We start from the raw sequence: 25,436 nt of genomic DNA on the forward strand, positions 1-25,436 counted from the left end.
GCTTAGCCACGGCGACCACCGCCCTCCCGCCCGCCCCGCCGAGGCGGGGCGTGGCGCTGGCTCTGGGCCTGGCTGAAGACCATCAGATCCGCGTGGACGCGCAGGTGCGCCACCTGCCACCGCTGATCGACGGCGGTGGTGAGGGTGAGCAATTCCTCGTCGGTGACGTGGTAGACGAACGCGTCCCCGTCGGTGTCGGCGGTGACGGCGACAAGGTGCTGCAGGTAGCCCAGTCCGATACCGGCGGCGGCCTGCACCACGCCGGAGAAGTCTTCCGGGCCGGCGGTGGCGCCGGCCGGGACGGTGACGACGAGGATCAGGCAGCCGCCCGGTTGCAGCAACGCGGCGCAGCCGGTCAGCAGCCACGCCAGCCGCACCCGGTTGGCGGCGGCGCTCTCGTGGAGGGGCCAGCAGGCGACCACGAGACTGGTCGCTGCCTGCAGGGAGCCGCCGGGTGGCAGGGCGGCCGCCGTGCCGGCCGGTGAGTGCAGCTGCGGGTCGGTGAGATCGTCACCGAACCAGGCGCCCATCTCAGGCAGGTCGTCCTCCCCGTCCAGATCCGCACCGCCGGTGGTGCCGGCGGGCGGGACCGCAGTGGCCGGGCCGATGATCAGGCTGGACGCGTCGGTGAACCACGCCGGGTGGTGACGGCGCGCCCCGGCCGCGCAGGCCTGGATGAGGGCATGGTCGGTGGTGAGGTCGACGACCGCCTCGCCGGGGCGGCTGTAGGCGCTGATGAGGCGGCCGGCCAGTCGGGTGCCGATGCTGCGTCCGGCGTCGTCCGGGGTGCGGGCGGTGCGCCAGACAGTGAGCGGTACCGGCGGGTCGCCGGCGACCAGGTCGGTCGGTGTCGGGTCGACTTCGGCCCGAGGGCCGGTGTCGACGGTGGGATCGGGATGCGGGTTGTGGTGCCGCGGCGTGTGCTCGCTCATGTGGTGTCGGCTCCGCGCCGCGCCGTGGTGCGCTGACACCCTCAAACCGGTGTTTGTCAGCTGTGGCGAACACCTGCCGATCTCACGGTGATCTCACCGATGTCTGACAGCGGGTCCGTGTCCACGTGGCTCGTCGTAGCCATCCGGGATGCCCTCGCAGACTGTCTTTTGCGATTGAACTGCATGTTCTCCGTTAGGGCTCGGGCCGCTGGGTTCGTCAATCAGGCGGCCCACTACGGATCAACTGCTCGACGCCCTCCGCGGTGGACAGACCCTTGCCTTAAAGAGGGGCTAGTGGTTCTATGGTCTTTGTTCCAAGCACGCATCGGCCGCTAGGAGGTCTAAGTTGTTGCGGATCAAGCTGAGTCAGCGCACATACGTAGGGGACGAGCAGGGCTCGCACCCCTTCCTGCCTCGTCAGCACGCTGGATGGGATCCGACCATGTCGGAGAAGGAGGTCTACGATGCCGCCCGCGGTTGGTGGCGCCTCAATCAGCGCGCCGAACAGGAGCGCTACGCCGTCGTCGTAGCGGGCGGGCAGAGCGTGATGGCCATCCGGATCGCAGAGTGGCGGCAGGAGGGTGACCGGCGCGCGTTCGCTGGCGACATCCTTCAGTCCGGCGACCCCGTGCATGACAAGTTCGTGGGCAAACCGGACCCGGCGGAGTCCACCAGCCGGTTCCCGGTGCTGTATCTGGCCGACCCGGTTGACATGGCCACCTGCCGCTGCGGATGCGGCTCGACCGTCGCCCGCGGCGAGTGGGTGCAGGGCCACGACCAGCGGGCGATCCATGACCGCATCCGCGCCGACTTCGGCGGGTCAGTTAGCAAGTTCATTGACTGGTATGACGCCAACGGTCCTTTCGCGGCCGACGAGTGACCATTCGGGGCCCGGCCGGCGGGCCGGGCCCGTCCTTCATCCCGGAAGTCGATGTAACTCCTCAGCGAAGGTGCCCCCACTACAGTGAGGCTGAGCTGAGCTCGAGCAAGTTGGATGAGACGGGCAGAGTCGCGGCCGTCGCATCCAAGTCAACGTTGTCGGGCAGCTCGGCAGCTGAGACCTTTCGCTTGATGTCAGCGCTCGGTTGTCACCTCGATGTCCGTAGCACTGCTCATCTCAACCAGGCTCGAGCGCGATGAGGGCGATAGCCTGCCGTTCTGGTGGCGACACAGGCGGAACGGTCCGCTCTGGTTATGTCTAACGTGGCGAGCGTGGAGTAGAACCGTTGGTCATGACCAATCCCGTTCCGATGGCAGTCCCTCCACCAAGCGCACCGGCACTCGGCCTTGAGGCCTTCGGGTTTGCCCGGGTCCTCAAACCCCGTTGCGACGTCGCTCCAGTCGGCACCCGCACCGGGTGGGCAGAGCCGTGATGAACAGAAAGGCCGCAAGCAGGAGGATTGAGCAACTGCTCCGCGATCATCGTGGTACCCCCAAGGAGGTCCTGACCGACCCCGACTACCCGCCCCACGACCCCCACAACATCCCTGGGGTCTATTTCATCGTTGAGTATCGCGACAGGCTCAACGGCGGGACACCCGACCGGGTCAAGATCGGTCAAGGCAACGACCCTCGTCTCAGACTCGCTAACCTCCAGACCGGCAACTCGGCCGAACTGCACTTGGCGCACGTCATCTACGAGCCCGACCGGGATCGGCGCCATGCGACTGAGACCGACCTGCAGCACCGCTTCCGTCACCTTCGCGTCGGGGCAGGCCGCGAGTGGTTCCTATGGACTTACGAGCTGAGGGACTTCGTCACCACTTCGTGCAGAGAGCAATGCTGGAAGTGAAGTTGTGGCAGGCCGGCTGCTGGCAGGCTCAGGTGCCCGAGATCAACTGAGGTCTGTCAGACACCTAGGGTCACGACCACCTCGACCCCGACAGCGGCATGCGCCGATGACAGGGGATGCTGAACGACATTGTCAGACCGGCTGTCTGGCTTTTCGGACGGCAGCGGTGTCACCGAGGACACGGGCTCCGGGTCTGTCATTCGGACAGCGGCTTGTCAGATCGTCTCGGCCCGCCGGGCGGACGCTGTCAGCCGACGCGGTGGCGCCCGGGACGCCGACAGTCGGCGGGGACCTCCAGCCGGTCGCGGTCTGACACCGTTGCGCCGTGAGGCGCTGTCAGGCGCTGTGAGACCGGCCGGGATGCGTTATCAGACCCCCGCGGCGGTGCCGCGTCCTCACCGGCCGGCCGCCGCTGCGGACCATGTCCGCCGTCTCCGGTCGTGTCAGCGCGCAGGTCAACGTGGCTTTGTCAGAACGATGACGCACGTCGACGTCGATCGTCAGTGAGGGGTGGCCGGTGGGCGGCTGACGGCGTCGACCCCGATGTCCACACCTGCGCAGCCTGCGCTGTCAGGGGTCCGTGAGACCGGGGTGGCGCAATGGCGGTCAGGCGCGCCGGCTGCACAGCTCCGGCCCGTCATCGACATTCGTCTTTGACATGGGAGTTCGTGACATGACCGCCTCCGCCAAGGACTGGCCCGACTCGCCGCTGGACGCCGTGGACACCGCGTTCGCCGACCTGACATGCGACCCCGACCCGTTGTCACTGGACCTCGGCCCGCTTGTCGGCCAGCTCGGCGATGACAGCAGTCTGCCCCGCGGTGTCATCGGGCTGTCGGCGTTGCGGCAGTGGCTGCTGGCACATCCCCGCGCCTACACGGCGCGGGACGTGGTGTGGCGGGAGCTGATCCGCCGCGCCCGCCTCGACGGACCCGCCTGGGTCATTGCCGCCGTCGCCCTGGCGATGCCCGCACTGCGCCGCTACGCCGGCCGGCTGCACACCGGCTGGGCCGGCGACGCCCACGACCTGGACGCGGAGATCCTCACCGGCTTCCTGACCGCCCTGCGCGACCGGGTCGACCTGGCCAAACCGGCGCCGTACGCGGCGCTGTGCATGGCGGCCTGGCGGGCTGGCCACGAGCTGCGGCAGCGTGACGGCGCCGAGGCCGTGCCGGTGGACGACCTCGAACACGTCACTGGCCCCCGCACCCCGACGCGGCCCTACGGGCATCCGGACCTCCTCGTACGTCGGGCCGTCGAGCTGGGCATCGTCGACGCGTGTGACGAGCAGCCCTACATTGACGTGCGGCTGGGCCACCGGGCCATCGAACCCATCGCCGCCCGCCTCGGCCTGGAGGTCGACACGCTGCGGCGACGTGTCGAGCGCATCGACGTCCGCATCGCCGACGCGCTCGTCGCCGGGATGCTCACCGAGGCGACCTCACCCCGGGCGCGGGAGGACCTCGCCGCCGCGGCCGAGCGACGCCAGCACATCCGGGCTGCCCGCGGCGGCAGCGCGCGGCATCCTGCGGCGCAGGTGACGCTGGCAGCCGCCTGACCGCCGACCATCCCGCAGGCTCTCCGCTCGCGGGCCCGACCATCTGGTCGGGCCCGCGAGCGCGTGCGACGAACCCGCCACCTCTCACCGCTGCTACCGGCCCCCACCCCCGTACGGGGAAGACCCGCCGTGGCCATTGCCAAGCGGGTCTGACGGATCTCTCACGGATCTGACAGCGGCCCCGGTGGGGCGTTGATCCGGCGGCTGTGAGATTCCGGCGCCGACGCCGACTGCGAGGTCCGCCACCAGCGGCACGATCGTCGGACAGGCCGCTGACCAGGGCTGTCAGAGGTCTGTGAGGTCGTGTCGGAGCGCTGTGGGATCGGCAGGTGTTCGCCACAGCTCACAAACGCCGGTTTGAGGGTGCGGAACTCCTCCGACGCCACCACGGCGTCAGGCAGGGGGTTGATTCCGCCCGCCGCCGGGCCGGGAGGCCGGGTCGGCACGGGACCGGGTGCCTCGGGTGCCGCGCCACGTTGATGCGCTGACACCTCATCGATCATCGCCAACCCGAACGGGAGGACGAGCTCCTCCCGAGGTTCACCACGGTTCCCGGCCGACGTGTGTCTCCCGAGCCCGGCGGTGGCTCTCCGCCCACCGTTTCGACGAATCGCCCCGGCGCGAGCCGGGGCGGGAGGTGCAGCCATCATGTTCCGCCCGCTGTTGGCACGTTCCCGTGCCCTGACCACCGCCCTCTCCCACGCACCGATGACGACCCGCGCGCTCCGCCTCGTCGCCCGGGTCGCCGCGCCTGCCGCGGCGGCAGCTGTGGTGACGCTGGCCGTGCCGGCCGTCGCTTACGCCGACCCCGGCGGCCCGGTCGTCCTGGCCGCCAACGACCTGCCCACCGTCATCGCCAACCTGCAGACCTGGGTGATGGGCATCCTGGCCGCCGTCGCCACCCTGTTCCTGGTCCTGGCCGGGGTGTACTGGGCCACCGCCGGCGGCGACCCGGCCCAGGTCGACAAGGCCAAGGGCGCACTGAAGAACGCCCTGATCGGCTACGGCCTGGCCGTGCTCGCGCCCATCCTGCTGGAGGTCGTCCAGGGAATCGTCGGAGGCTGACGATGGCCTGGGCGCTCAACCAGATCCTCGACTGGTTCGCCGGCCTGCTGCTGGACTGTCTGAACGGGCTCATCACCGCGGTCACCCACGCGCTGCTGATCACCCCGGACGTCACCAGCCTGCCGCAGGTGCAGGCCCTGACCGGACGGTCGATCTGGGTCGTCGACACCGTCTTCGTCCTGGTGTTCGTCGCCGCCGGTGTCCTGACCATGGTCGCCGGCGGCGACGAACGCGCCCGCTACACCGCCAAGGATCTCCTGCCGCGGTGCGTCGTCGGGTTCGTCACCGCCCACTTCTCCCAACTGATCGCCGGCACGCTCATCGAGTACGCCAACGCGTTCACCGCTGCCCTGACCGCGCAGGACTTCAACGGCGACGGGGCCCTCGACGCCGTCAAGACCCACCTGATGGCCGCGCGTGACCAGACCGCCGGTCTGCTGTTCGTCGTCTGTCTGGCGATCATCGTGTTCCTACTCGCCGCCACCGCCTGCAGTGTGATCGTCCGCTTCGCGGTCGCGCTGGTGCTCACCGCGGTCGCGCCGATCGCGCTGGCCTGCCACGCGCTGCCGCAGACCGACGGCGTGGCCCGCCTGTGGTGGCGGTCGTACGTCGCCATGCTGGCGATCCCGGTGGTGCAGGCGTTCGTGCTGTTCGCCGGCCAGTGGATGCTGCTGGACACCAGCACCATGCTGCCGCTGCTCGGCCTGCCGGTCGAACCGGGTGGAGTGCTCAACCTGTTCGTCGTGATGGTCCTGCTGTGGACCACGCTCAAGGTGCCGGGTCTGATGCGCCGCTACGCCACCAGCGGCGCAGGCGGGCGTGGCGGCAACGCACTCGGCGCGGTCGTGCGGGTCGTCGTGGTGCAGCAACTCACCCGCGGGCTGCGCATCCCCGGCCTTGGGGCGGTGCGACGATGAGCCGCGCCCGCCGCGACGAACAGGCCGTCACCGCCCGCATGCCCGCCGACGTGGACGCGCCGGACAAGGTGCTCTACGGGCTGACGTTCCGGCAACTGGCGATCTTGGCGGTGGCCGCCGTCGTCTTCTACGGCGGCTGGAAGGCCCTGCACACCGTGGTGCCCGCACCGGTGCTGCTCGGCGCGGCCGTCGTTCTCGGCGGCTTGGTGTTCGGCCTCGCTGTCGGCCGCCGCGACGGACTGCCCATGGACATGTGGCTGGCCGCCGCGGTGCGCCACTCCCGGGCGCCGCGCGCGTTGTCCACCACCGACACCACCGCGAAGACACCCGATTGGGTGCAGGCCCCGGCGTCGAAGGTGATGCTGCCGGCGCCGCTGAAACTGCCCGCCGACGCCATCGACGACCACGGGGAGATCAGCCTCGGCGGGGTGAAGGCGGCGATGGTCGCGGCAACCAGCGTCAACCTCGCTCTGCGCACCGCCGACGAGCAGGCCGCCCTGGTCGACACCTTCGGCCGGTGGCTCAACAGCCTGTCCACGCCGACGCAGATCGTGGTGTCGGCGCAGCCGGTCGACCTGCACTCCGCCGCCCGCACCCTCGCCCAAACGGCGGACGAGATGCCGCACCCGGCTCTCGCCGACGCGGCAGCCGACCACGCACGGTTCCTCGACGACCTCGCCGAACGGCGCGACCCGCTACGCCGGCAGGTCCTCATCGTCACCCGCACCACCAGCGGTGAACGGAGCGAGCACGCCGCCCGGCGCCGCGCCGACCAGACGGTCCGGTCGCTGGCCGGGCTGGGCGTCACCACCCGCGCCCTGGATGGCCATGCGACCACCGCCGCCCTAGCGGCCGCGGCGGACCCCTACCGGCCGCCCCGCCCCGGCGGCCTCGCCGCCCCCGACACCACCATCACCGCGCCTCCGGCGAGGAGGCCACGTACCAGGAGGACATCATGATCTCCGTCAAGCGCCGACGCGCCCCGATCGACGACAGCACCAGCCCGCCGTCCGCAGGACTCGCGGCGACGGTGGCCCCGGCCTCGGTGGAGGTGACGCCGCGGTTCCTGCGGGTCGGGGACGGCTACGCGGCCACCCTGGTGGTGACCGGGTATCCGGCCGAGGTCGGGCCGGCGTGGCTGGAGCCGCTGCTGTCCTGGCCGGGCCGGCTGGACCTGGCCCTGCACATCGACCCGATCCCCGCACCGGTGGCGGCGTCGCGGCTGCGCAACCAGCGGGCCCGGTTCGAGTCGTCCCGGCGGGCGGACGAGCAGAAGGGCAAGCTGACCGACCCGTACGTGGAGGCCGCCGCCGAGGACGCCGCGGACCTCGCCGAACGCCTGGCACGGGGTGCGGCGAAGCTGTTCCGCGTGGGCCTGTACCTGACCGTGCACGCCCGCACCGAGGCTGAACTCCTCGAGGCGTGCGCGCAGGTGAAGGCCGCCGCCGCGTCCACGCTGATCGAGGTGCAGCCCGCGACGTGGCGGCACCTGCCCGGCTGGACCACCACCCTCCCCTTGGCGACCGATTCGCTGCAGATGCGCCGCACCATGGACACCCAGGCCCTGGCCGCCGCGTTCCCCCTCGCCAGCGCGGACCTGCCGGCACCGCTGCCCGGCGACCCCGCCACCACCGGCGGCGTGCTCTACGGGGTCAACCCGGACTCCCAGGGCATCGTCTGGTGGGACCGCTGGAGCTGCGAGAACCACAACAGCGTGATCTTGGCCCGCTCCGGCGCCGGGAAGTCCTACTTCGTCAAACTCGACATCCTCCGCCAGCTCTACCAGGGGGTGCAGGTCGCCGTCGTCGACCCGGAGGACGAATACCTCCGGTTGGCCGACGCGGTCGGCGGCACCATCGTCCGACTCGGCGCACCCGGCGTGAAGATCAACCCCCTGGACCTGCCGGCCGCGGACACCCGCCCGGACGTGCTCACCCGCCGCGGCCTGTTCCTGCACACCCTCATCTCGGTGCTGCTGGGGCAGCTGCCGCCGCCGGCCGAGAGCGCCGCCCTGGACCGGGCGATCCTGCAGGTGTACCGGCAGGCGGGCATCACCGCCGACCCGGCCACCCACCACCGGCCCGCGCCGCTGCTGCGCGATCTGGCCGCGACCCTACGGGCCGACGACAACGCCGCCGCCCACGAACTGGCCGCCCGACTCGCCCCGTGGGTGGCCGGCTCGTTCTCCGACCTGTTCGACTCACCGACCACGACCCGCCCGCAGGGGCACCTCGTCGTCTGGAGCCTGCGAAACCTGCCAGACGAACTGCGCGCCGTCGGCACCCTCCTCGCCCTAGACGAGATCTGGCGGCAGGTCGACCTCCCACCCCAACACCGGCGGTCCCACGAAGGATCCCGCCCGCAAGGCCGGCGGCTGGTCGTGGTGGATGAGGCGTGGCTGCTGATGCGAGACGGTGAAGGCGCCCGGTTCCTGTTCAAGATGTCGAAGGCCAGCCGGAAGCGCAACGCCGGCCTGTCGGTCATCACCCAGGACGTCGCCGACGTGCTCGGCACCGACCTCGGCCACGCCGTCGTGTCGAACGCGGCCACGCAGGTGCTGCTCAAGCAGGCCCCGCAGGCCATCGACCAGGTCGCCGACGCGTTCGGCCTGACCGGCGGGGAGCGGCGGATGCTGCTGTCGGCCCGGGTCGGGCACGGCCTGCTGATCTCCGGTACGAACCGGACCGCGTTCGAGTCGATCTCGTCGCAGGCCGAACATCTTCTCGCGACCACGAAGCCGTCCGACTTGGCCGACCTCGACTCCGACGACGGGGAGGAGGACCTGTGACACCCCTGCGTGCCCTATCGCCGATGCCTGCGCCTAGCCCGTCCGGGCCGGGCGCCGGTCTGATCTCTCCGCCGGGCGCGCCCACGCGGTGGGTTCTGCACGCCGCGCAGTGGGCGGTAGACCGGCCGTGGCTGCTCGGCGTCGCCGCCGCCCTGCTCGTCGTCTACGTCGCCGGGCGCAACCTGCTCGACGGGTGGCGGCACCGCCGCCACGCCGACGGCGCCCGCCTCGTTACGGTCGCCCCGCCGCCGGAGGTCGACCCGCACAGCGCCGCAGCGCTGTGGGCGAACCTGCACGGCACGCTCACCCCGTCCCGCCGACGCCGGCTGCTGTACGGCAGCCCGCACGTGGTGTGGCAGTACACCTGGACCGGCCGGCAACTCCTCATTTCGATCTGGGTGCCCGGCAGCGTGCCGGCCGGGGCGGTCGAGGCCACCGTGCGGGCCGCGTGGCCAGGCGCCGCCTGCACCACCGACGGCCAGGCGCCACCGCCGATCCCGCTCGACGTGCCGGCCGCCGTCGGCGGGCACCTGCTGCCGACGGCCGCCGAGTGGCTGCCGTTCGAAACCGACCACGACAACGACCCGCTCCGAGCACTCATGTCGGCCGGGTCGCAGCTCAAGCCGGACGAGTACGCGTGCGTGCAGGTCCTCGCCCGCCCCGCCACCCCCCGCCGCGCCGCACGAGCCCGCCGCGCCGCCGGCCGGCTCCGAGACGGCAAGACCGCCGTACCGGCCATCAATCCCGCCGCCCCACTCCTGTGGCTCATCGAGGCGTTCCTACCTGGCCGCACCGCCACCACCCGCGGCGGCGGCCAGCCGGCCGGCCGCCGGGACCCCGGTGTGGAGCGCGACGTGCGGGCGATCCTCGACAAGACCACCCACCCGCTGTGGACGATCGGCATCCGCTACGCCATCGCGAAGAACAACCACCGCGGCGGCTCCCGGCCGGAGGCCAGGCTGCGCGGTGTCTCGGACGCGGTCGCCTCGTCGTTCGCCGTGTACGCCGGCCGCAACCGGCTCGCCCACCGGGCGCGGATGGCGCAACCGGTGGCCGTGCTGGCCACACGGCGGCTCGGAGCGGGGTTCCTGGCCTCCACGCCCGAGCTGGCCGTCCTCGCGGCGCTGCCCCGGGATCTGGCCGTACCGGGGCTGGACCGGGCGCGGGCGAAGTCCATGCCCGCCCCGGTGGCGGTGCCGACCGGCGGCCGCGGAATGAAGGTCCTCGGTGACGCCGAAGTCGGTGGGCACGCGGTGGCCCTGTCCGTCGCCGATGCGAGGTATCACATGCATGTGGTCGGATCGACGGGCTCCGGGAAGACGACCCTGCTGGTCAACATGGCCGTCGAGGACATCAAAGCCGGCCGGGGCACCGTGGTCATCGACCCGCACGGCGACATGGTCCTGGACATCCTCGACCGGCTCCCCGCCAGTGTCGCGGGTCGGGTGGTGCTGTTCGACCCCGACCAGCTCAACCCGCCCACCCTCAACCCGCTGTCCGGCAGCGACCCGGACCTGGTCGTGGACAACCTCGTGTCGATCTTCGGGAACATCTTCGCGAAGGCGTGGGGGCCGCGGATGGACGACGTCATGCGGGTGGCCTGCCTGACCCTGCTGCGGCACGCCAACGTCACCCTCCAGCACATCCCGCCCCTGCTCAACTCAGCGCAGTTCAGAAGCGCAATGACCGTCGGCCTGGACGACCCGGCCGGCCTGTCCGGGTTCTGGCAGTGGTACGACGACCTCAACCCGGCCCTGCGCTCCCAGGTCATCGGCCCGGTCCTGGCCCGCCTGCGGGCGTTCCTGCTGCGGGACTTCGTCAAGCGCACCATGCGCTACCCCCGGTCCAGCTTCGACATGGGCAAGGTCCTCGACGGCGGCGCGCTCCTCGTCAGAATTCCGAAAGGCCAGCTGGGTGAGGACACCAGCAAGCTGCTCGGCTCCCTCGTGCTGGCGCAGGTGTGGCAGGCCGCGACCGCCCGCGCGGCCGTGCCGGCGGACAGACGCCGCGACGCCACGTTGATCATCGACGAGTGCCAGAACTTCCTGACCCTCGCCAACAGCCTGGACTCGATGTTGGCGGAGGCGCGGAAGTACCGGCTGTCGATGGTCCTCGCCCACCAGGACCTCGCCCAGTTCCCGAAGGACCTCCTGGCAGCGGCGTCGGCGAACGCCCGCAACAAGCTGTACTTTTCCGTCGCCCCGGAGGACGCCCGCGTGCTGGCCCGGCACACCCTGCCCGAGCTCGATGAGCACGACCTGACGCACCTGGACGCCTACACCGCTGTCGGGCGGCTCGTCGTCGGTGGGCGGCAGACGCCGGCGTTCACCCTCAAGACCCGGCCGCCGAAGCCGGTCGTGGGCGAGGCGACGGCGATCCGTCAGGCCGCGGCGCAGGCGGTTCCGGCCCAGGACACCAGCGCGATCGACGACCTCGTCGACCGGTTCTCGGCCCGACCCGACGACAACCGCCGGTCCCGAGGCAAGAGCGCTCCGAAGGCGAACACCTGAACGCCGCAGGACGGTTGAAGCAAGATCGACAGATCGGTCGACCGAGGTCGACCGAGTCCCGGTCGCCCCTTCCGTGCGGGGTTCACCAGCCCTTCACCACCGATCACCACACCGCACTGACAGATCCGGCCGTCCGGGTCTGTCAGTGCCGCTCACCGGCCGTGTCCGGCCTCCGGTGACCACCTCACCGAACTCAGACACCCTCCCTCGGAGGGAACTCCTCTTCCGCTTGGAGCATCCACCGTGTCCACCAACAACTCCGTTTCCCGCTCGGCTTCTGCCTCTTCCTCCGGCTCTTCGCCTGGTTCCCGTTCGTCGTCTCGTCTTGCTCGTCTTGACCGGCTTCGTCGGTTGACCGCCCGTGATCATCAGCTGTTGCGGTGGCTCGCCGAGCACTACGTGCTGTCCACCGACCAGATCACCACGGCGCTGTTCCCATCGCGTCGCTCGGCCCGGCTCCGACTCGCCCAGTTGCACCAGATGGAGGCGGTCAGCCGGTTCGTCGACGTCACCACCGGCAGCGGCCAGTACCTCTACACTCTCGGACCGCTCGGCGCCGTGGTCCACCCCACCCAGTTCAACGACCCGAACCAGGCCGGCGCCCGCGCCCCGCGGACCAGCATCGACCGCACCGAACGCATCATCGGCAGCCGCCGCCTGGCCCACCTGCTCGGCACCAACCAGCTGTTCGTCGACCTGATCGGCTACGCCCGCGCCGACGAGCACGCTCGTCTGGCGCGGTGGTGGTCCGAACAGCACACCACCGCCGCCTTCGCCGCCGCCTCCTACGCCGCCGGCAGCGGCACCGGTGTCCAGCCCGACGGACACGGCATCTGGCACGCCGGTGGGCGCACCGTCGGGTTCTTCCTCGAACACGACAACGGCACCGAACCCCTCGGCACCGTGCTGCGCAAGCTGCGCGGCTACGAGCAGCTCGCCCGCTACGGGCCGCGGTACCCGGTGCTGCTGCGCGTCCCCGGCCGCCGCCGCGAACAGCACCTCCTCGACGCCCTCGCCGGAGTGCCCACCGCCATGCCCGTCGCCACCGGCCTGCACGGCGAGCACCCCGCCGGGCCCGCCTGGACCCTCACCACCGATCCGGGCCTGCGCCGCTGGCTGCATGAACTGCCCTCAGATCACGGCCCGGACAACCCGGCCACCAACCCGCACCGCTTCACCGACACCGACCCCACCGACCCGGAGCCCTGACGCCCACCTTCACCGCACGCGGAGGCGGGTCGACCACCGTCGTGGGCGGCTGTGAGGCCGACCGGATCTCACAGCCTCACCGGGCCTCACCCAATTAATCGAGCGGTCGTCTGACAGTGCAGGTCAACCGCACTTCTGACGATCGTGACGGCGGCCGGCGCTGACAGATCCGGCCGCTACCTTCATCGGCACCACCTTCACCCATATATCGCTCCACCCGGTCCGGTCCCACCTCGGGAACCACCGCCGCACCTCACGGTGCGCTCCGCCCACCCGCCTTCTCGGCCGGTCGGCGCCCGCGCCGCGCGGCGACCCCAGGTCGCACCGCACCACCCGCACCAACCCGCACCACCAGCACCAACCCGCTTCACCAGCAGCCCTCTGCTGCGCCCATCCGCTGTTCGTTCCGTGAGTCGACCCATGTACCCGGTGGGCCGGCCGCTTCCGCGCGCCCGACAACGCGCCCTACCGAAGGAGGAACCCCAGATGACCGCAACCAACGGTGCCGCGACCCCGCTGAGCCGCTACGGCACCCGCGTGCCGACGGTGACGCCCCGCCCGGGCCGCAAGCCCGCCCCCGCGGCCACCACCGTCGCCACCACGGCGTCCACCAGCCCGGTGGTCACGCCGACCGCGACGATCAACACCATGATCGTCTGCCTGCCCGACGGCCTGCCGTCGCAGGCACTGACCGCCACCCAGCTCGACCGGCACTTCGGCGTATCCGGCACTCTGCAACCGCGTTTCTGGGCGACCCCGGACATGTGGCTGTGGCAGCGGCGCGACCTGATCGCACCGCGGAAGGGACGTCCGGTGTACTGCGCCGGCGGACCGGTCAAGCTGCTCGACTTCGCCGCCATGCGTCACGCCGCCGGCGTCGGCGCCGGCATCCGCCACGAGGTGTGGCAGCGGGTCGTGCACGGCACCCGGCCGGCCACCCCGTGGCCGACCCTGCTGGCCCGCCACCTGGCGGACCCCGCCCGCTACCCGCGCGAGCGGGCCGAGGCGGACTTCCACAACCAGGCCCGCGTCAACGCGATGCGGATGCACAACGCGGCCAGCTACGGCGCCGCCCACCTCGCCGTGGGGGAGCTGGAGATGTTCCAGGCAGGCCCGATGGCCTACCAGCACTACAGCGCCACCACCGCCGTGTGCGGCGACGCCCTGCTCACGCCGGACGGGCACAAGCTCGCACCCGCGAGCGACGCCCTCACCCACCGGGTGACCTACCTCGAGCAGGCGACACGGTACCTCGACACCATCGAGGCCGACCAGCGGCTGCTCGCCGTCGCCCTGTAGCACCACCGGATCTGGAACCGGTCGGGCACTGCCACCCATCCCTCTTCCCTGGAATCGGCGGCGGCCCGACCGGCTCCACCCCATTGCACCCGCGCCGCGCTGCGCACCAGCAGCAGACGCGAGTTCTGCAGCCGCGTCCCTGAGCGTCCCGGCCCTGCGACGCACACCCTCCGCGACGAGTGCGGCCACACCCCCACACGACATTGACCACAACCTGAACCACGCCCGCCTGCACTACATCCGACCCGCTCCTGCGGGCCATCCGCCGTACCCACGGGGGGCCAAAGCGGCGTGGCGTGGACCCACTGCCGGCCCCGTATGGCACCCGCCCGGCGCCCCGGGCTGGGGCTCCCTGCAAGCCCGGCCGGCGAACGGCCGACCTTTCCCTCTTCCCCTATCAGGAGGTTCCTTCGCCATGTCCAACCGACTGTGGTTCCGCGTCGACGACGTCCTGCCCCTCGCCGAACACGCCGCCGCCACCCACGCCCACCTGAAGACCTGGCAGCAGTACCGGGCCGGTGTCCCGGACCAGGCCGCGCTCATCTGGTCCCACGACACCGACGGTGACTGGCTGTCCTCCAACGGGATCCCCCGCTGGTACGACGCCGACGGCGCCGACCACCGGGCCCTCGCCGAAACCTGGACCCACACTGCCACCGGCGCCACCGGCAACCCGGTCCCCGCCGACGACGGGCACGGATTCCTACCCCTGCACGCCAACCACGTCGACGGGCGGCGGAACCTGCTCGACCTGCTCCGCTTCGCTCGCCGCCACGGGGTGCACTGGTTCGGGCTGCACCCCGACCCGGCGAGCGAGGCCACCGGCGACCGCTACCGCATTTCCCGCCACCGCGGCGACATCACCCCGCCGCTGTCCACCTGGACCCCGGCGGCTGTCACCTGCGACGTGGTCGGCGGCGGCGCCTACCGCGCCATGGTCGCCACCGGCTACACCACCCTCACCCGCACCGGACTGCTGTGCCGCTTCCCCCGGTTCGCGGTGCAGCGCATGGCCGCCCACCTCGACGGCCTCTACCCCGGCGACATGCCGGGCGAGCACCCCCGGCTGCGGTTCGACGGCGACGAGGTCGCCGTCGAGTGGGAGCACGACGACGGCCTGGACGGCCGCTGGATCGAGGACGACCGAGTCGCCCCGGACGCCAACCGCTGCTACGCCATCGGCGCCTACCAGTGGCCCTGGACCCTCGTCGCGGCGACCGCCCCCACCACCAGCACTGAGGACGGTTCGCGGTGACCGTCGACGAGGTGTTCCACCAGGGCGGTCCTGGCTGCTACGAGCTGACCCGGGTGCACCACACCGACGGGTACGTCCTGCGGGTACGGGTCTACCGGGACAGCTACGCCAAGCAGAGCAGCGCGGTCGCCGAGGTCCTTACCCCACTGTTCACCTGGACCATCATCGCCAGCAGCCCCGGTCACAGCTGGCACCGCACCACCCCGACCACCGCGCCGAACGCAGGGACGCTGATCCCGGTCGCCGACGAGGTGCTGCAGCGGGCGCGGCGGATCCTTCCCGTGTCGCCGCCGTTCACCACGCCCGGCCGGTAACCCCACCAAGGCCGCACCCTGCCGCGCTGCCCGCCGCTCGGTCGCACCTCGCGCACCAGCCGGCGCAGCCCGGCCCCGCTCCTCGCAAATGTCCATCCACCCGCCGCACCACGGCGGCTGACCCGCGCGTCCACGGCCTACCGCCGTTGACCCGCTTTCTCACTGGCACGACCTGGCCGATGCCCGGCCACCCGCGCACTCGCGCAGACCCGGGCACGGCCGTGCCCGGGTTCCCACCCCTGCCGAAGGGAACCCTCATGACATCCACCAGCAGGCCCCGTATCGCGGTCGTCGGCGGCAGCGTCACCGGCCCCGTCACCGCGCTGCTGTTGCTGCACGCCGGATTCGACGACGTCACCGTCTACGAGGCGGCGCCGGCGTCCGCGCCCCTGGGCGGCGGCCTCATCGGCCTGGAACACCCCGCCCTCGACGTGCTCGACCGCCTCGACATCCCGCAACACGAGTTCGTCGCCCACGACTCCGAGGCCATCGTCCAGATGACCATCCGCGACCGCCACCCCGCCGAGACCATCCGACGCACCTACCCGGGCCGCAACACCACCTGGACGCTGCTGCACCAGGCGCTGACTTGCCGCCTCCCCGCCGGGGTCCTGCACACCGGAATGAAGGTCACCGCCCTGGCCGAACACGCCGGCCGGCCCGAGCTGTGGTTCCGCGACGGCCACACCGAGGCCGCCGACCTGGTCGTGTTCGCCGACGGCCGGTCCTCCACCGGCCGCCGGCTGCTCGATCCCGACCGGAACTTGCGGTACGCCGGCTACGTCGCCCACCGCGGCATCGCCAACATCACCCCCGAACCCGGGCTGCGGGACTTCCTGCGGCTGCAGCCCTGCCCCGGCGTGCAGTTCAACCTCGCCCCGGTACCCGGCGGCTGCGACTGGACCTTCTACCTCAACTGCACCAGCACCGAATACACGCAGCGGTTCGGCGCCGACCCCACCCGCCGGGTCTTCGCCCTACCCCGACACGTCAGCCCCGCCGCCCGCACCCACGTCGACACCCACGCCGACCTGCTGCTGCCGGCCGACCACGCCGCCGTCGTCCACGCCACCACCACCCGGATGGCGGTACCGGTCCTCGACATCACCCCACCGCAGCGCATGGTCTGGCCCGTCGGCGCAGGCCACGCCGTGCTGCTCGGCGACGCCCTCGCCCCCGTCCGCCCGCACACCGCCCGCGGCGCCAACAACGGCATCGAACAGGCCGCCGGCCTCGTCGCCGCCCTCACCCAGCACCGCAAGTACGCCGCCGACATCACCGCCGCCCTGCACGGCTGGCAACGCCGACACCTGCCCGCCGCCGTCGCCGCCGTGCACCGCGGGCCCGCCATCGGCCACCAGCTCGGCCTCGGCACCCAGACCGCCCAGTAACCCGCCCCTCGAAGGAAGGAGGTGGCCCTCGTGGCCACCCACACCACCGCGATCGTCGTCGACGACCTCGACGGCACCACCGACGACGTCGGCACCTACCAGTTCACCTTCAACGGCGTCACCTACGAGATCGACCTGTCCGCCAGCAACTTCGACCGTATGGCCGCCGCCTTCGCCCCCTTCATCACCGCCGGACGCCGCCTGCCGAAACAGGCCAAGGCGCCACGGCGGCAGCGCGGCACCACCACCAGCCGCACCCAGGAGATCCGCACCTGGTGGTGGACCACGAACTGGCGGGAGCTGAACCTGCCCCGACCACGAACCGGCGGCGTCATCCCCGCCGCGGTGCGCGACGCCTACCACGCCGCGCACTGACCCCCGGTCCCAACGTGCCGCCCGGCGTGAGAACGCCGGGCGGCACACGTCGCCGAAGTCCCGCAGTGCGGGCAGACGACTTGATCAATGCCCGATTCGAAGCGTGGATCAGTGCACGCACCTCACTTACCAACGCCTGCCCACGGCAGGAGAAAGGGGGCCACGCGCCCATGACCAGCACACCGACCGACACGACCACCGGTACGGCCGTCACACCACCGCCAGCGCCCAGCGTGGCGAAGGTTCTCACCGCGCTGCACCGGCTCGGTGAGGCCACCGCCGCCGCCATCGCCACCGAAGCCGGCCTCGGCTACTCGACCACCACCCCGAAACTGCGCACCCTGGAAACGGCCGGACTGGCCGAACCCACCCGCGACGAGCGCGGACGCAGCCTGTGGCGGCTGACCGACACCGGCCGCGCCCACGCCGAACAGGGCGACGAGCACGGCCAGCCCGAGCCGGAGCCCGCCCTCCGCGACGCCGCCGCAGAACCCGGGCCGCGCGGCGACGACCCGCAGGAAACCGGAGAGGCTACCGGGCAGGACCACGACCAGCAACCAGCAACCGAGGCCCTCGCCGACGAGCAGCCCGATGCCGCCCAGGCGCCGACATCGCCCGCTGCGAACGACGTCGAGGTGGCAGTCGACGAAGCCACCGAAACCGACGACGACGAGACCGGCGACGGCGGAGACAGCGACCGCTCCACCGCCGAACCCGAGGTGCCGGTCACGACCGACGACACCGACCCGGCCATCGGGACACCTCCGGCGAACGAGGCGGACCCCGGACAGGCCACACCCGCCTTGCCTCCCGCCAGCACGGCCGCCGACAGCACCACGGGCGACGCCGCCACGGAAGGATCACCCGCCGTGCCCTCGGGCACGGAGGCGGCGGGCGAGGCGGCGCAGGCCCCTACCCGGCGGGCGTCGGGCACGCTGCGCGGCGCGATCCTCGACATCCTCGAGGCCAACCCCGACCAGCAGTACAAGGTCAGCGAGCTGTGCAAGCTGGTCGACCGGGCCAACGAGGGAACAGGCGCGAAGAAGGCCAGCGCCGGCGCGGTCCACAACGCCGCCGTGAAACTCGTCGAGGCCGGGCGGGTGGTCCTGGCCGCCGAGAAACCCGTCACGTTCGCCCTCACCGACCCCGCCGCCTGAACGACCCCGCCCTGCCGGTAGCCCGGAGGCGGGCGTCGAACTTCCCGGAACCACGCCCGCCCCCGGTGCTCCTTCACAGACAAGGAGCTCCCGAAGTGTCTCCCATCCTGACCTCGATCGTCACCGCAGCCGGTGGAATCCTCGCCGGTCTCGCCCTCGCCGCAGCGCTGCTGTGGCGCCAGCAGCAGGCGCTAACCCGCGCCCGCTACGCCGCCGACCACGACGACACCACCGGCCTGCCCAACCGGCGGGCCCTGCTCGCCGCCCTCACCCGCGCCACCCGCACCGATGGCCCGTTCGGGCTCGTCCTCCTCGACCTCGACCATTTCAAGGCCATCAACGACACCTTCGGCCACGAGGCCGGCAACGACGTCCTCACCGAGGTCGGCCGACGGCTGGCCGCCCTGCGAGGGCCGGTGCGGCTCGCCGCGCGCCTGTCCGGCGACGAGTACGCCCTGCTGATCGACGGCGGCGCCGACGACGTCGCCGCAGCAGCCCGCGCCGCTTGGCGGACGGTCGGCCGTCACCCCGTCGACCTCGGCGCACACATCGTGGCCGTACGCGCCAGCGTCGGGCACACCACCGCCGCCCTCGGCGTCGACCCCCGCACCCTGCTGCGTCAGGCCGACATCGCCATGTACCAGGCCAAGGAGACCGGATCCGGGGTTCACGGCGCGAGCGCCACCACCGGTCATACCGGTCTGCCACCGGGCACCCGCCTGCGGGACCTGCGGCGCCGCTGACCGCTCACGGTCGCACCAGGAAGACCTCGCGCCCGTCGACGGGCGCGAGGTCCTCACCGTGCCCCATCTCCACCCCGCCCCCGACTGCTGTCCCCGTCCTCGGCGACGGTCGCCGAGAACCCGTATAAGGAGCGCACCCACCATGAGCAGCCCCCACACCTACACCGTCGGCGACCGGGTGATCATCGACCCGGCGGTGGCCCGCGCCAGCACCCGGGGCGTCACCTACCGCGTCACCCGGCTCCTGCCGGTCAACGTCGTCGTCGAACCCGTCGACGGCGGCCGACCCGTGAAGGTCAACCCCACCTACCTGCGGCCCGCCCCCGCAGCGGACATCACCACCAGCGGTAGCACCACCAGCGCTAGTACCGGCGGCGAGTGGACCATGATCCACGAGGCGCCGCTGCATCCGGGCACCCTCGTCACCGTCGCCGGAGCGGGCTGGAAGCAGCCTCCCGGCGAGCTGTACGTGGTGCTGCGCGATACCGGGACCGGCCGCGTTTCCCTCGTCCCGCTCGGCGGTAACAACGGCCGCTACTGGCGCGGCGTCTCCCGCCATCTGCTCACCACCATCGACGCCACCCGCGTGCGCCTCGACCCCGAGCAGACCACCTGAACCACGACTGCACGCCGCCGTGCAGGGCGAGCAAGGTCCCCGCCCGCCCGGCACGACTTGACCTTCGTCAAGAGATGAGCGTCGATCAGCGCTGGTCGTCGTCCGCCGTCCGGACATCAGCATCCCCAAAGGCCCCGACACGAGTCGGGCGGCGACCGCGCACACCACGCGATCCGCCGACCGAAGGGCCACCCGCCATGGCACACCCCGCACATCCCAAGGGCCGCAGCCGGCGCCCCAGCGAGCGCATCGCCGTCCCGGACGACGTCACCGACCGGCTCCTGTGGGCCCTCGCGGTCGACGTCGCCGCCGCCCACCAACCCGGACCCGACGGCGCCTGCACGAACCTGCAGTGCCGAGGGCAGGACGGCCCCTGCTGGGCGCTGCGCACCGCCCGCCGCGCCGAACAACAGGCCCGGCGCGCACCCACCACCCTCGCCCCGGCACCCCCGCCGCCGTCGCCGCGCCCGGCCGGGGTCGCACGGGGACGCGCCGCCGTGCCCGCCCCGCCGCGTCGCTTCCCCGGCTGGTTCACCCCCGCTCGCCCGCCGGCACCCCTGGTGCAGCCCGCGCCCGTGCCGGACACGGTGCCGCCGGAATCCCGCGTCTACCGACGTCCACCCGTGGCGGCCTTGGCCGCCTGAACACGCACTTGGAGGCAACTAGTGAATTTCCTACCGAACGACACCCTCGCCGGCTACGCCCGCACCGCCGTCGACCTGCGTGCCCGCATGGTCGACTACCACCGCAGCCCGCTCGCGGCGAAGTACCTGCAGGCGTTCTTCGGCAGCCGCCTGGCCAACCACCCCAGCCCCAGCCCAGCGGGCATGGCGAAGGTCCTCACCGCGGTGCGCGCCATCACCGGCAACCCGTGGCGATTCGGCGAGCCGTACGTCATCGCCCCGGCGATGACCGCGATCATCGCCGCCGCCGCGGCGGCCCTCGACCTGACCGGCGAGGTGCTCCCGGCCGACGTCGCCCCTGACGACGGCGGGGTGCTGTTCCTTCCCGAACCGATCTACCACCGCAGCCTCAGCGGCGAGGTGTCCTCGATCGGTGCGATCACCTGGGCCCGCACCACCAACACCGGAAGCGGCCGGTCGTTCTGGGCCATCGCTGGCTGGGCCGACCACCGCGACCCGCACGACCCGGCGGCCGTGCGCCGCCGGCAGCAGCTCACCGAGCGGCCCGATCTCGCCCGCCAGTTCGGCCCCTACGTGCTGACCGACTTCACCGAGATTCCCATCGGCCAACCCGTCGACCCCCGCCCCGACCTGCCCGTCCTCGACGCAGAAGACCGCGACTGGGAACCGGCACCCGACGGCCGGTTCTGCATCGACGAGACCACCACCCCGATGCGCGCCTGCGCCGCCGTCGCCTACGCCTTCTGGCGCATCCAGGCCCAACCCCTCGCCACCGTCGCCGCCGCCCCCCTGGACCGCGCCGCCCGCCGCCGCGCCGTACGCGCCAGCATCCGCCACGACACCCGCGTGGTCATGCTGCGCCGCACCCACCCCCTCGCCGAACCCACCGACGGCGAGCCCAAGTGGCACTACCGGGTGCGGTTCGTCGTGCGCGGCCACTGGCGACGCCTGATCGACCGCGACGGCCACCCGTACCGGATCTGGATCAACGCCCACGTCAAAGGCCCCGACGGGGCGCCCCTGCTGCACGGCGAAAAGGTGGCCGTCCTCGCCCGCTGATTCCCGCACCCGGCCGAAGGCCGCGCAACGCCCCTCCACCGGCTCGCGCGGCCTTCGCCGTCCCCGCGCCCCGCCGGCCCGTCCCGTCCTTGAAGGAGTCCAGTCATGACCACCCGCGTGCTGTCCGGGATCGCCATCGCGGTCGTCGGTGTCCTGCTGCTGTGCTCCGGACTGGCCACCACCCTGATCTTCGGCGGCGGCGCCAGCGCGTGCGGGCCGACCACCAGCGTCACGCCCACCGCCTCAGCGGCTTCGCCCACCCCCACCCCGGGCGGGATCGGCCCGATCGGTGACTGGAACACCGAGCAGGTCGGCAACGCCGCCACCATCACCGCCGTCGGCATGCGCCTCGGCGTCCCGCCCCGCGGCTGGGTCATCGCCGTGGCCACCGCGATGCAGGAATCCTCCCTGATCAACACCCCGGGCGGGGACCGCGACTCGGTCGGCCTGTTCCAACAGCGCCCCTCCCAGGGCTGGGGCACCCCCGAGCAGCTGCACGACCCGCAGTACGCGGCGACGAAGTTCTACCAGAAGTTGCAGGCCGTCGACGGCTGGCAGGCGATGGCGCTGACCGAGGCCGCCCAGGCGGTGCAGCGGTCGGCCTACCCGGACGCCTACGCGAGGTGGGAACCCGACGCTACCCGCATCGTCACCGCCCTCACCGGGGTCACCGCCGGCTTGGCCGCCTGCGGCGTGAGCGTCAGCGCGCAGGGCTGGACCCAACCGGTGCACGCAGACGTCGGCTCCGGTTTCCGCACCGAGGGCCGACCCGGGCACGACGGCGTCGACCTGATCGTGGGCAAGGGCACCCCGATCCACGCCGCGTCCGCCGGCACCGTCACCGTCGTGCGCTGCAACGCCGTCGACGTGCGAACCGGCCGGGACTGGGGCTGCGACCGCGACGGCGACCCCGCACTCACCCGCGGCTGCGGCTGGTACGTCGACATCACCCACACCGGTGGGGTGATCACCCGCTACTGCCACATGCTCACCCACCCCTCCGTCGCCGAGGGCCAACAGGTCGCGGCCGGTGACGTCATCGGCGTCTCCGGCAGCTCCGGCCACTCGTCCGGACCGCACCTGCACTTCGAGGTGCACCTCGGTGACCACACCTCCGGCACGGCCGTCGACCCGGTCGCCTTCATGGCCTCCGTCGGCGCGCCCCTCAACCAGTGATCGCCATCGCGAACGCCGGCGGCGGCTGCGTGATCCACCCCCAGCTCGGCGGTCGTCCCGCCCCGGGGACGAGCGCCGCAACCCCCATCCACACAACCCTGAGGAGGAAAAGCCCGTGAGCACACCCACGCTCATCGGTATCGCCGCGCTCCGCGGCAGGTACACCGCCCGCTTGATCCAGTTCGGCGAGGACCCGCAGGTTCTGGTGCCGCTGCTGCGCCGGATCTGGACCGACACGTTCGGCCGTGACACCGGCGCCATGGCTGCCGCGCTGCTGGCCCACGACTGGTGGTCCCTCGCCGTCAACCCCAAGCCCCGCCGCTGGGACCAGCAGCCGCCCGTACCGGGCCTGGGCCACCCCGCCGACAACGACACCATCCGGCGCGGCGCGCTGCGCGAGGACGTCGGCGGGGCCCTCGAGTGGCTGTACCTGCTGCACCTCGATCAGCGGCGGCTGGTGGTGTACGAGGCGACGGTCCACGGCCGCTGGCTGCGGCACAGCGCCCACCACCTCGACCCCGCCGACGAACTGTTCATCACCGAACCCGCCGACGACGACGGCGGCGGCCCGGAGATGACGGTGTGCACCGTCTGCGGCGCGGTCGACGAGATCGACCACGTCGAGGTGCCGTCCATGGCCGGCTACGGCTACGACACCGCCACCAGCTGCACCCGCTGCGGCTCCTCGGTCGCCACCGACCCGATGTTCGGCGACCACGTCACCCGCAAGCCCTGGCCGCCGCACAACCCCACGACGGGTGACGCGACGGGCAGCGCCCGATGAACACACCCGACCCCACGCCGTCGCCGCCCACCAGCGGCAGCGATGGCCCGTCCACTCGCCGATCGGAGACCACCATGAGCTACCAGCCTGGCCAGCGCGTCGCGCTGGTCCACACCAGCGACCCACATACCCGGCTGCGTGCCGGCGACACCGGCACCGTCCGCCGCCACGACCAGCGGCAGAACATCGTCGAGGTCGCCTGGGACAGCGGCTCGACGCTGTCGATGTGCCTCGACGACGGCGACCGCATCGCACCAGCCACCACCTCGCCGCCCCTCGGCGATCCGGTCGCCGAGGCCACCGAATGGGCCGCCGCGCTGCGGCGCATGCGGGCCGCCGGCACCGAGGCCGGCCAAACCGCCGCCGAGTGGTGGGCGCAGGACACCATCGGCGCCCGAGCCAGCGGCGACACCCGCCTGACCGCCCGCCGGATCCTGGCCGGCATCCACGACGGCGATCCCGCCGTCCTCGACACGTTGCCCCACTTCTCCTCGGCTGGAGACTCGGTCGATGCCGCCGGGTGGGAACTGTTCGCCGACGCCACCGGCGATGTCTCCGGCTGGTTCGGGCTGCGCATCCAGCAGCGCGACGAGGCGACGACCGTCTACCGCGACGCCTTCGCCACCGCCGCCGAAGAGCGTGTCGCCGACCTGTGTCACCTCGCGGCCAGCCCCACCGGCCGCGACGTGTCCCACCTGCACCCCGACCGGGTGCACCTCGGCGACGTCGGCGTGTTCTCGGGCGAGTGGGCAATGACCGCCGGCCCGGACGGCGATGACCGCTTCGAGATCGGGTTCGTCGGCACTCTGATCGACCACTGGAACGGGTGGGCGGTGTTCTCCTGCACTCGCCCGGTGGCGGAGGCGATCGTCGCCGACCAGTACCGGCTCCGCGACCAGCACCGCCGCAGCCTGCGCGAGCAGGGCGTACCGGAGGACGACCTGGATCGCCGGGTCGACGCGGATCTGGCCGACCTGTCCTTCGACGGAGACGTCCTCGTCGCCGACCAGCGCGCACTGTCCGATGATCCGGAAGCCATCGAACGCGTCGCCCCGGACGGTGACGGCCGGTACGTGGTGATGGGCCGTAGCTGGTGCTGGGAGGCCGTCGACCCGTACGCCTGCGACCGGATCGTCGGCGACCTGCCCGACCCGAACCAGGCATAGGCCGGGGCCCCCGACCAAGGTCGCGCCACGTCACCCGAAGCCGAGCCGTCTCCGGCAGCGGCACACCACCACGACAGGTAGGACCAACAGGAAGGAAGACCACGTGACCATCCGTACTCAAGAGGAGATCGTCACCCGGGTCTGGGCTCTGCGGGCCAACCGCGGGGACGTCTTCGGCTTCCGGGAGGAGGTGCTCGTGGAGGCACTCGACCTCGACCACGCCCGCCAGGTCATCACCCCCCGCCACCCGGTTGAGTGGGCCCAGCGGGTCGACCACGAGACCTACGCCCGGGGCTACCTCGATTTCGCCGTCGGGAAGATCCTCGACCACCGGGGCAACTCGGCGAGCCGGTCGGTGGACAAGCTCAGCGAACTCGCCTGGCTCCTTGGCCGCGACGACATTGTGGCGGCGATGGACCACGCCGGCTACCCGATGTACGGGGCGCCCAAGGTTCGGGCGTTCGCCGACGGGTTCGGCTGGCCGTTCCTCGACGGCGACGACGGGCTGGCCCTGGCCCGGATGGCCGACGGTCAGCAGTGCGACCCGCAGGGCTGTGAACGGGGCTGCGCCGACTGACCACGACCTGGCCACCGGCCCAGCTCCCGACCTTCGACGTGCCCGCGTAGACAGCCGGCACGTCAGCATCCCGCGCCCCGCACCAATTCGACTTGATCGATTGGGCGGG

General features: G+C 72.1%; 24 protein-coding genes. 23 read left to right on the forward strand and 1 reads right to left on the reverse strand.

The genetic code is table 11. The features are described 5' to 3' along the window. Positions 1 to 2: 2 nt before the first annotated feature. A complete protein-coding gene (locus tag ABUL08_RS20550) occupies positions 3 to 932 on the reverse strand; it encodes a hypothetical protein (RefSeq protein ID WP_350931560.1) in 930 nt (309 codons plus the stop codon). Positions 933 to 1,374: 442 nt separating this feature from the next. Between ABUL08_RS20550 and ABUL08_RS20555 the strand changes: the two genes are divergently transcribed. The 23 genes from ABUL08_RS20555 (at position 1,375) to ABUL08_RS20665 (ending at position 25,327) form a co-directional block, all read left to right on the forward strand. Next, positions 1,375 to 1,812 carry a hypothetical protein gene (locus ABUL08_RS20555; RefSeq protein ID WP_350931561.1) on the forward strand — a complete coding sequence of 146 codons (438 nt, stop codon included), beginning with the start codon at positions 1,375 to 1,377 and terminating at the stop codon, positions 1,810 to 1,812. Between the two features lie 492 nt (positions 1,813 to 2,304). Continuing rightward, positions 2,305 to 2,724 (forward strand): GIY-YIG nuclease family protein, encoded by a 420-nt coding sequence (locus ABUL08_RS20560; protein WP_350931562.1) that lies wholly within the window; start codon positions 2,305 to 2,307, stop codon positions 2,722 to 2,724. Positions 2,725 to 3,397: 673 nt separating this feature from the next. After that, entirely contained in the window at positions 3,398 to 4,282 is an 885-nt protein-coding gene (locus ABUL08_RS20565) for a hypothetical protein (RefSeq protein WP_350931563.1), read from the forward strand. A gap of 708 nt (positions 4,283 to 4,990) precedes the next feature. Then, entirely contained in the window at positions 4,991 to 5,347 is a 357-nt protein-coding gene (locus tag ABUL08_RS20570) for a pilin (protein WP_377522555.1), read from the forward strand. A 2-nt stretch (positions 5,348 to 5,349) separates the two neighbouring features. Then, the gene (locus tag ABUL08_RS20575) at positions 5,350 to 6,264 is read left to right on the forward strand and encodes a conjugal transfer protein TrbL family protein (protein ID WP_350931564.1); all 915 of its coding nucleotides are present in this window, start codon (positions 5,350 to 5,352) and stop codon (positions 6,262 to 6,264) included. Next, complete coding sequence (locus ABUL08_RS20580) at positions 6,261 to 7,223, forward strand: PrgI family protein (protein ID WP_350931565.1); 963 nt, start codon at positions 6,261 to 6,263, stop codon at positions 7,221 to 7,223. The genes ABUL08_RS20575 and ABUL08_RS20580 overlap by 4 nt, the downstream gene beginning before the upstream one ends. Further along, positions 7,220 to 9,052, forward strand: a complete 1,833-nt coding sequence (locus ABUL08_RS20585; protein ID WP_350931566.1) for a VirB4 family type IV secretion system protein — start codon at positions 7,220 to 7,222, stop codon at positions 9,050 to 9,052. The genes ABUL08_RS20580 and ABUL08_RS20585 overlap by 4 nt, the downstream gene beginning before the upstream one ends. Before the next feature lie 23 nt (positions 9,053 to 9,075). Beyond that, positions 9,076 to 11,562, forward strand: a complete 2,487-nt coding sequence (locus tag ABUL08_RS20590) for a helicase HerA domain-containing protein (RefSeq protein ID WP_350931567.1) — start codon at positions 9,076 to 9,078, stop codon at positions 11,560 to 11,562. A 375-nt stretch (positions 11,563 to 11,937) separates the two neighbouring features. Then, positions 11,938 to 12,771, forward strand: coding sequence for a replication-relaxation family protein (locus ABUL08_RS20595; RefSeq protein ID WP_350931568.1), 834 nt, complete (start codon positions 11,938 to 11,940; stop codon positions 12,769 to 12,771). 486 nt (positions 12,772 to 13,257) lie between these two features. Beyond that, complete coding sequence (locus ABUL08_RS20600) at positions 13,258 to 14,070, forward strand: hypothetical protein (RefSeq protein WP_350931569.1); 813 nt, start codon at positions 13,258 to 13,260, stop codon at positions 14,068 to 14,070. Positions 14,071 to 14,485: 415 nt separating this feature from the next. Next, positions 14,486 to 15,325: a hypothetical protein gene (locus ABUL08_RS20605; protein WP_350931570.1), complete on the forward strand. Its 840-nt coding sequence runs from the start codon at positions 14,486 to 14,488 to the stop codon at positions 15,323 to 15,325. After that, on the forward strand, positions 15,322 to 15,639 hold the full coding sequence (locus ABUL08_RS20610) for a hypothetical protein (RefSeq protein WP_350931571.1): 318 nt from the start codon (positions 15,322 to 15,324) through the stop codon (positions 15,637 to 15,639). The genes ABUL08_RS20605 and ABUL08_RS20610 overlap by 4 nt, the downstream gene beginning before the upstream one ends. Before the next feature lie 257 nt (positions 15,640 to 15,896). Further along, a complete protein-coding gene (locus ABUL08_RS20615) occupies positions 15,897 to 17,030 on the forward strand; it encodes a Rossmann-fold NAD(P)-binding domain-containing protein (protein ID WP_350931572.1) in 1,134 nt (377 codons plus the stop codon). A 30-nt stretch (positions 17,031 to 17,060) separates the two neighbouring features. Beyond that, positions 17,061 to 17,405: a histone-like nucleoid-structuring protein Lsr2 gene (locus ABUL08_RS20620; protein WP_350931573.1), complete on the forward strand. Its 345-nt coding sequence runs from the start codon at positions 17,061 to 17,063 to the stop codon at positions 17,403 to 17,405. Positions 17,406 to 17,638: 233 nt separating this feature from the next. Beyond that, entirely contained in the window at positions 17,639 to 18,562 is a 924-nt protein-coding gene (locus ABUL08_RS20625; protein ID WP_350931574.1) for a MarR family transcriptional regulator, read from the forward strand. Positions 18,563 to 18,657: 95 nt separating this feature from the next. Then, positions 18,658 to 19,305: a GGDEF domain-containing protein gene (locus ABUL08_RS20630; protein WP_350931575.1), complete on the forward strand. Its 648-nt coding sequence runs from the start codon at positions 18,658 to 18,660 to the stop codon at positions 19,303 to 19,305. A 142-nt stretch (positions 19,306 to 19,447) separates the two neighbouring features. After that, complete coding sequence (locus ABUL08_RS20635) at positions 19,448 to 19,921, forward strand: hypothetical protein (protein ID WP_350931576.1); 474 nt, start codon at positions 19,448 to 19,450, stop codon at positions 19,919 to 19,921. Between the two features lie 197 nt (positions 19,922 to 20,118). Next, positions 20,119 to 20,565 (forward strand): hypothetical protein, encoded by a 447-nt coding sequence (locus ABUL08_RS20640; RefSeq protein WP_350931577.1) that lies wholly within the window; start codon positions 20,119 to 20,121, stop codon positions 20,563 to 20,565. Positions 20,566 to 20,586: 21 nt separating this feature from the next. Next, positions 20,587 to 21,624 carry a hypothetical protein gene (locus ABUL08_RS20645; protein ID WP_350931578.1) on the forward strand — a complete coding sequence of 346 codons (1,038 nt, stop codon included), beginning with the start codon at positions 20,587 to 20,589 and terminating at the stop codon, positions 21,622 to 21,624. A 105-nt stretch (positions 21,625 to 21,729) separates the two neighbouring features. Continuing rightward, the gene (locus tag ABUL08_RS20650; protein ID WP_350931579.1) at positions 21,730 to 22,800 is read left to right on the forward strand and encodes a peptidoglycan DD-metalloendopeptidase family protein; all 1,071 of its coding nucleotides are present in this window, start codon (positions 21,730 to 21,732) and stop codon (positions 22,798 to 22,800) included. Between the two features lie 115 nt (positions 22,801 to 22,915). Then, entirely contained in the window at positions 22,916 to 23,584 is a 669-nt protein-coding gene (locus tag ABUL08_RS20655) for a hypothetical protein (protein ID WP_350931580.1), read from the forward strand. 74 nt (positions 23,585 to 23,658) lie between these two features. After that, entirely contained in the window at positions 23,659 to 24,750 is a 1,092-nt protein-coding gene (locus ABUL08_RS20660) for a DUF4314 domain-containing protein (RefSeq protein WP_350931581.1), read from the forward strand. Positions 24,751 to 24,853: 103 nt separating this feature from the next. Then, positions 24,854 to 25,327, forward strand: coding sequence for a hypothetical protein (locus ABUL08_RS20665; protein ID WP_350931582.1), 474 nt, complete (start codon positions 24,854 to 24,856; stop codon positions 25,325 to 25,327). The last annotated feature ends 109 nt before the right edge of the window (positions 25,328 to 25,436 follow it).

The organism is Micromonospora sp. CCTCC AA 2012012 (assembly GCF_040499845.1).
In the GTDB taxonomy this organism is placed as follows: domain Bacteria; phylum Actinomycetota; class Actinomycetes; order Mycobacteriales; family Micromonosporaceae; genus Micromonospora; species Micromonospora mangrovi.

Excerpts from the sequence above, each read along its gene's own strand:
- ABUL08_RS20635 (WP_350931576.1), top strand. The coding sequence starts at position 19,448 with ATGAGCAGCCCCCACACCTACACCGTCGGCGACCGGGTGATCATCGAC.
- ABUL08_RS20550 (WP_350931560.1), bottom strand. The coding sequence starts at position 932 with ATGAGCGAGCACACGCCGCGGCACCACAACCCGCATCCCGATCCCACC.
- ABUL08_RS20575 (WP_350931564.1), top strand. The coding sequence starts at position 5,350 with ATGGCCTGGGCGCTCAACCAGATCCTCGACTGGTTCGCCGGCCTGCTG.
- ABUL08_RS20640 (WP_350931577.1), top strand. The coding sequence starts at position 20,119 with ATGGCACACCCCGCACATCCCAAGGGCCGCAGCCGGCGCCCCAGCGAG.
- ABUL08_RS20660 (WP_350931581.1), top strand. The coding sequence starts at position 23,659 with ATGAGCTACCAGCCTGGCCAGCGCGTCGCGCTGGTCCACACCAGCGAC.
- ABUL08_RS20580 (WP_350931565.1), top strand. The coding sequence starts at position 6,261 with ATGAGCCGCGCCCGCCGCGACGAACAGGCCGTCACCGCCCGCATGCCC.
- ABUL08_RS20565 (WP_350931563.1), top strand. The coding sequence starts at position 3,398 with ATGACCGCCTCCGCCAAGGACTGGCCCGACTCGCCGCTGGACGCCGTG.
- ABUL08_RS20650 (WP_350931579.1), top strand. The coding sequence starts at position 21,730 with ATGACCACCCGCGTGCTGTCCGGGATCGCCATCGCGGTCGTCGGTGTC.
- ABUL08_RS20560 (WP_350931562.1), top strand. The coding sequence starts at position 2,305 with ATGAACAGAAAGGCCGCAAGCAGGAGGATTGAGCAACTGCTCCGCGAT.
- ABUL08_RS20590 (WP_350931567.1), top strand. The coding sequence starts at position 9,076 with ATGCCTGCGCCTAGCCCGTCCGGGCCGGGCGCCGGTCTGATCTCTCCG.
- ABUL08_RS20600 (WP_350931569.1), top strand. The coding sequence starts at position 13,258 with ATGACCGCAACCAACGGTGCCGCGACCCCGCTGAGCCGCTACGGCACC.
- ABUL08_RS20555 (WP_350931561.1), top strand. The coding sequence starts at position 1,375 with ATGTCGGAGAAGGAGGTCTACGATGCCGCCCGCGGTTGGTGGCGCCTC.
- ABUL08_RS20570 (WP_377522555.1), top strand. The coding sequence starts at position 4,991 with ATGACGACCCGCGCGCTCCGCCTCGTCGCCCGGGTCGCCGCGCCTGCC.
- ABUL08_RS20615 (WP_350931572.1), top strand. The coding sequence starts at position 15,897 with ATGACATCCACCAGCAGGCCCCGTATCGCGGTCGTCGGCGGCAGCGTC.
- ABUL08_RS20605 (WP_350931570.1), top strand. The coding sequence starts at position 14,486 with ATGTCCAACCGACTGTGGTTCCGCGTCGACGACGTCCTGCCCCTCGCC.
- ABUL08_RS20585 (WP_350931566.1), top strand. The coding sequence starts at position 7,220 with ATGATCTCCGTCAAGCGCCGACGCGCCCCGATCGACGACAGCACCAGC.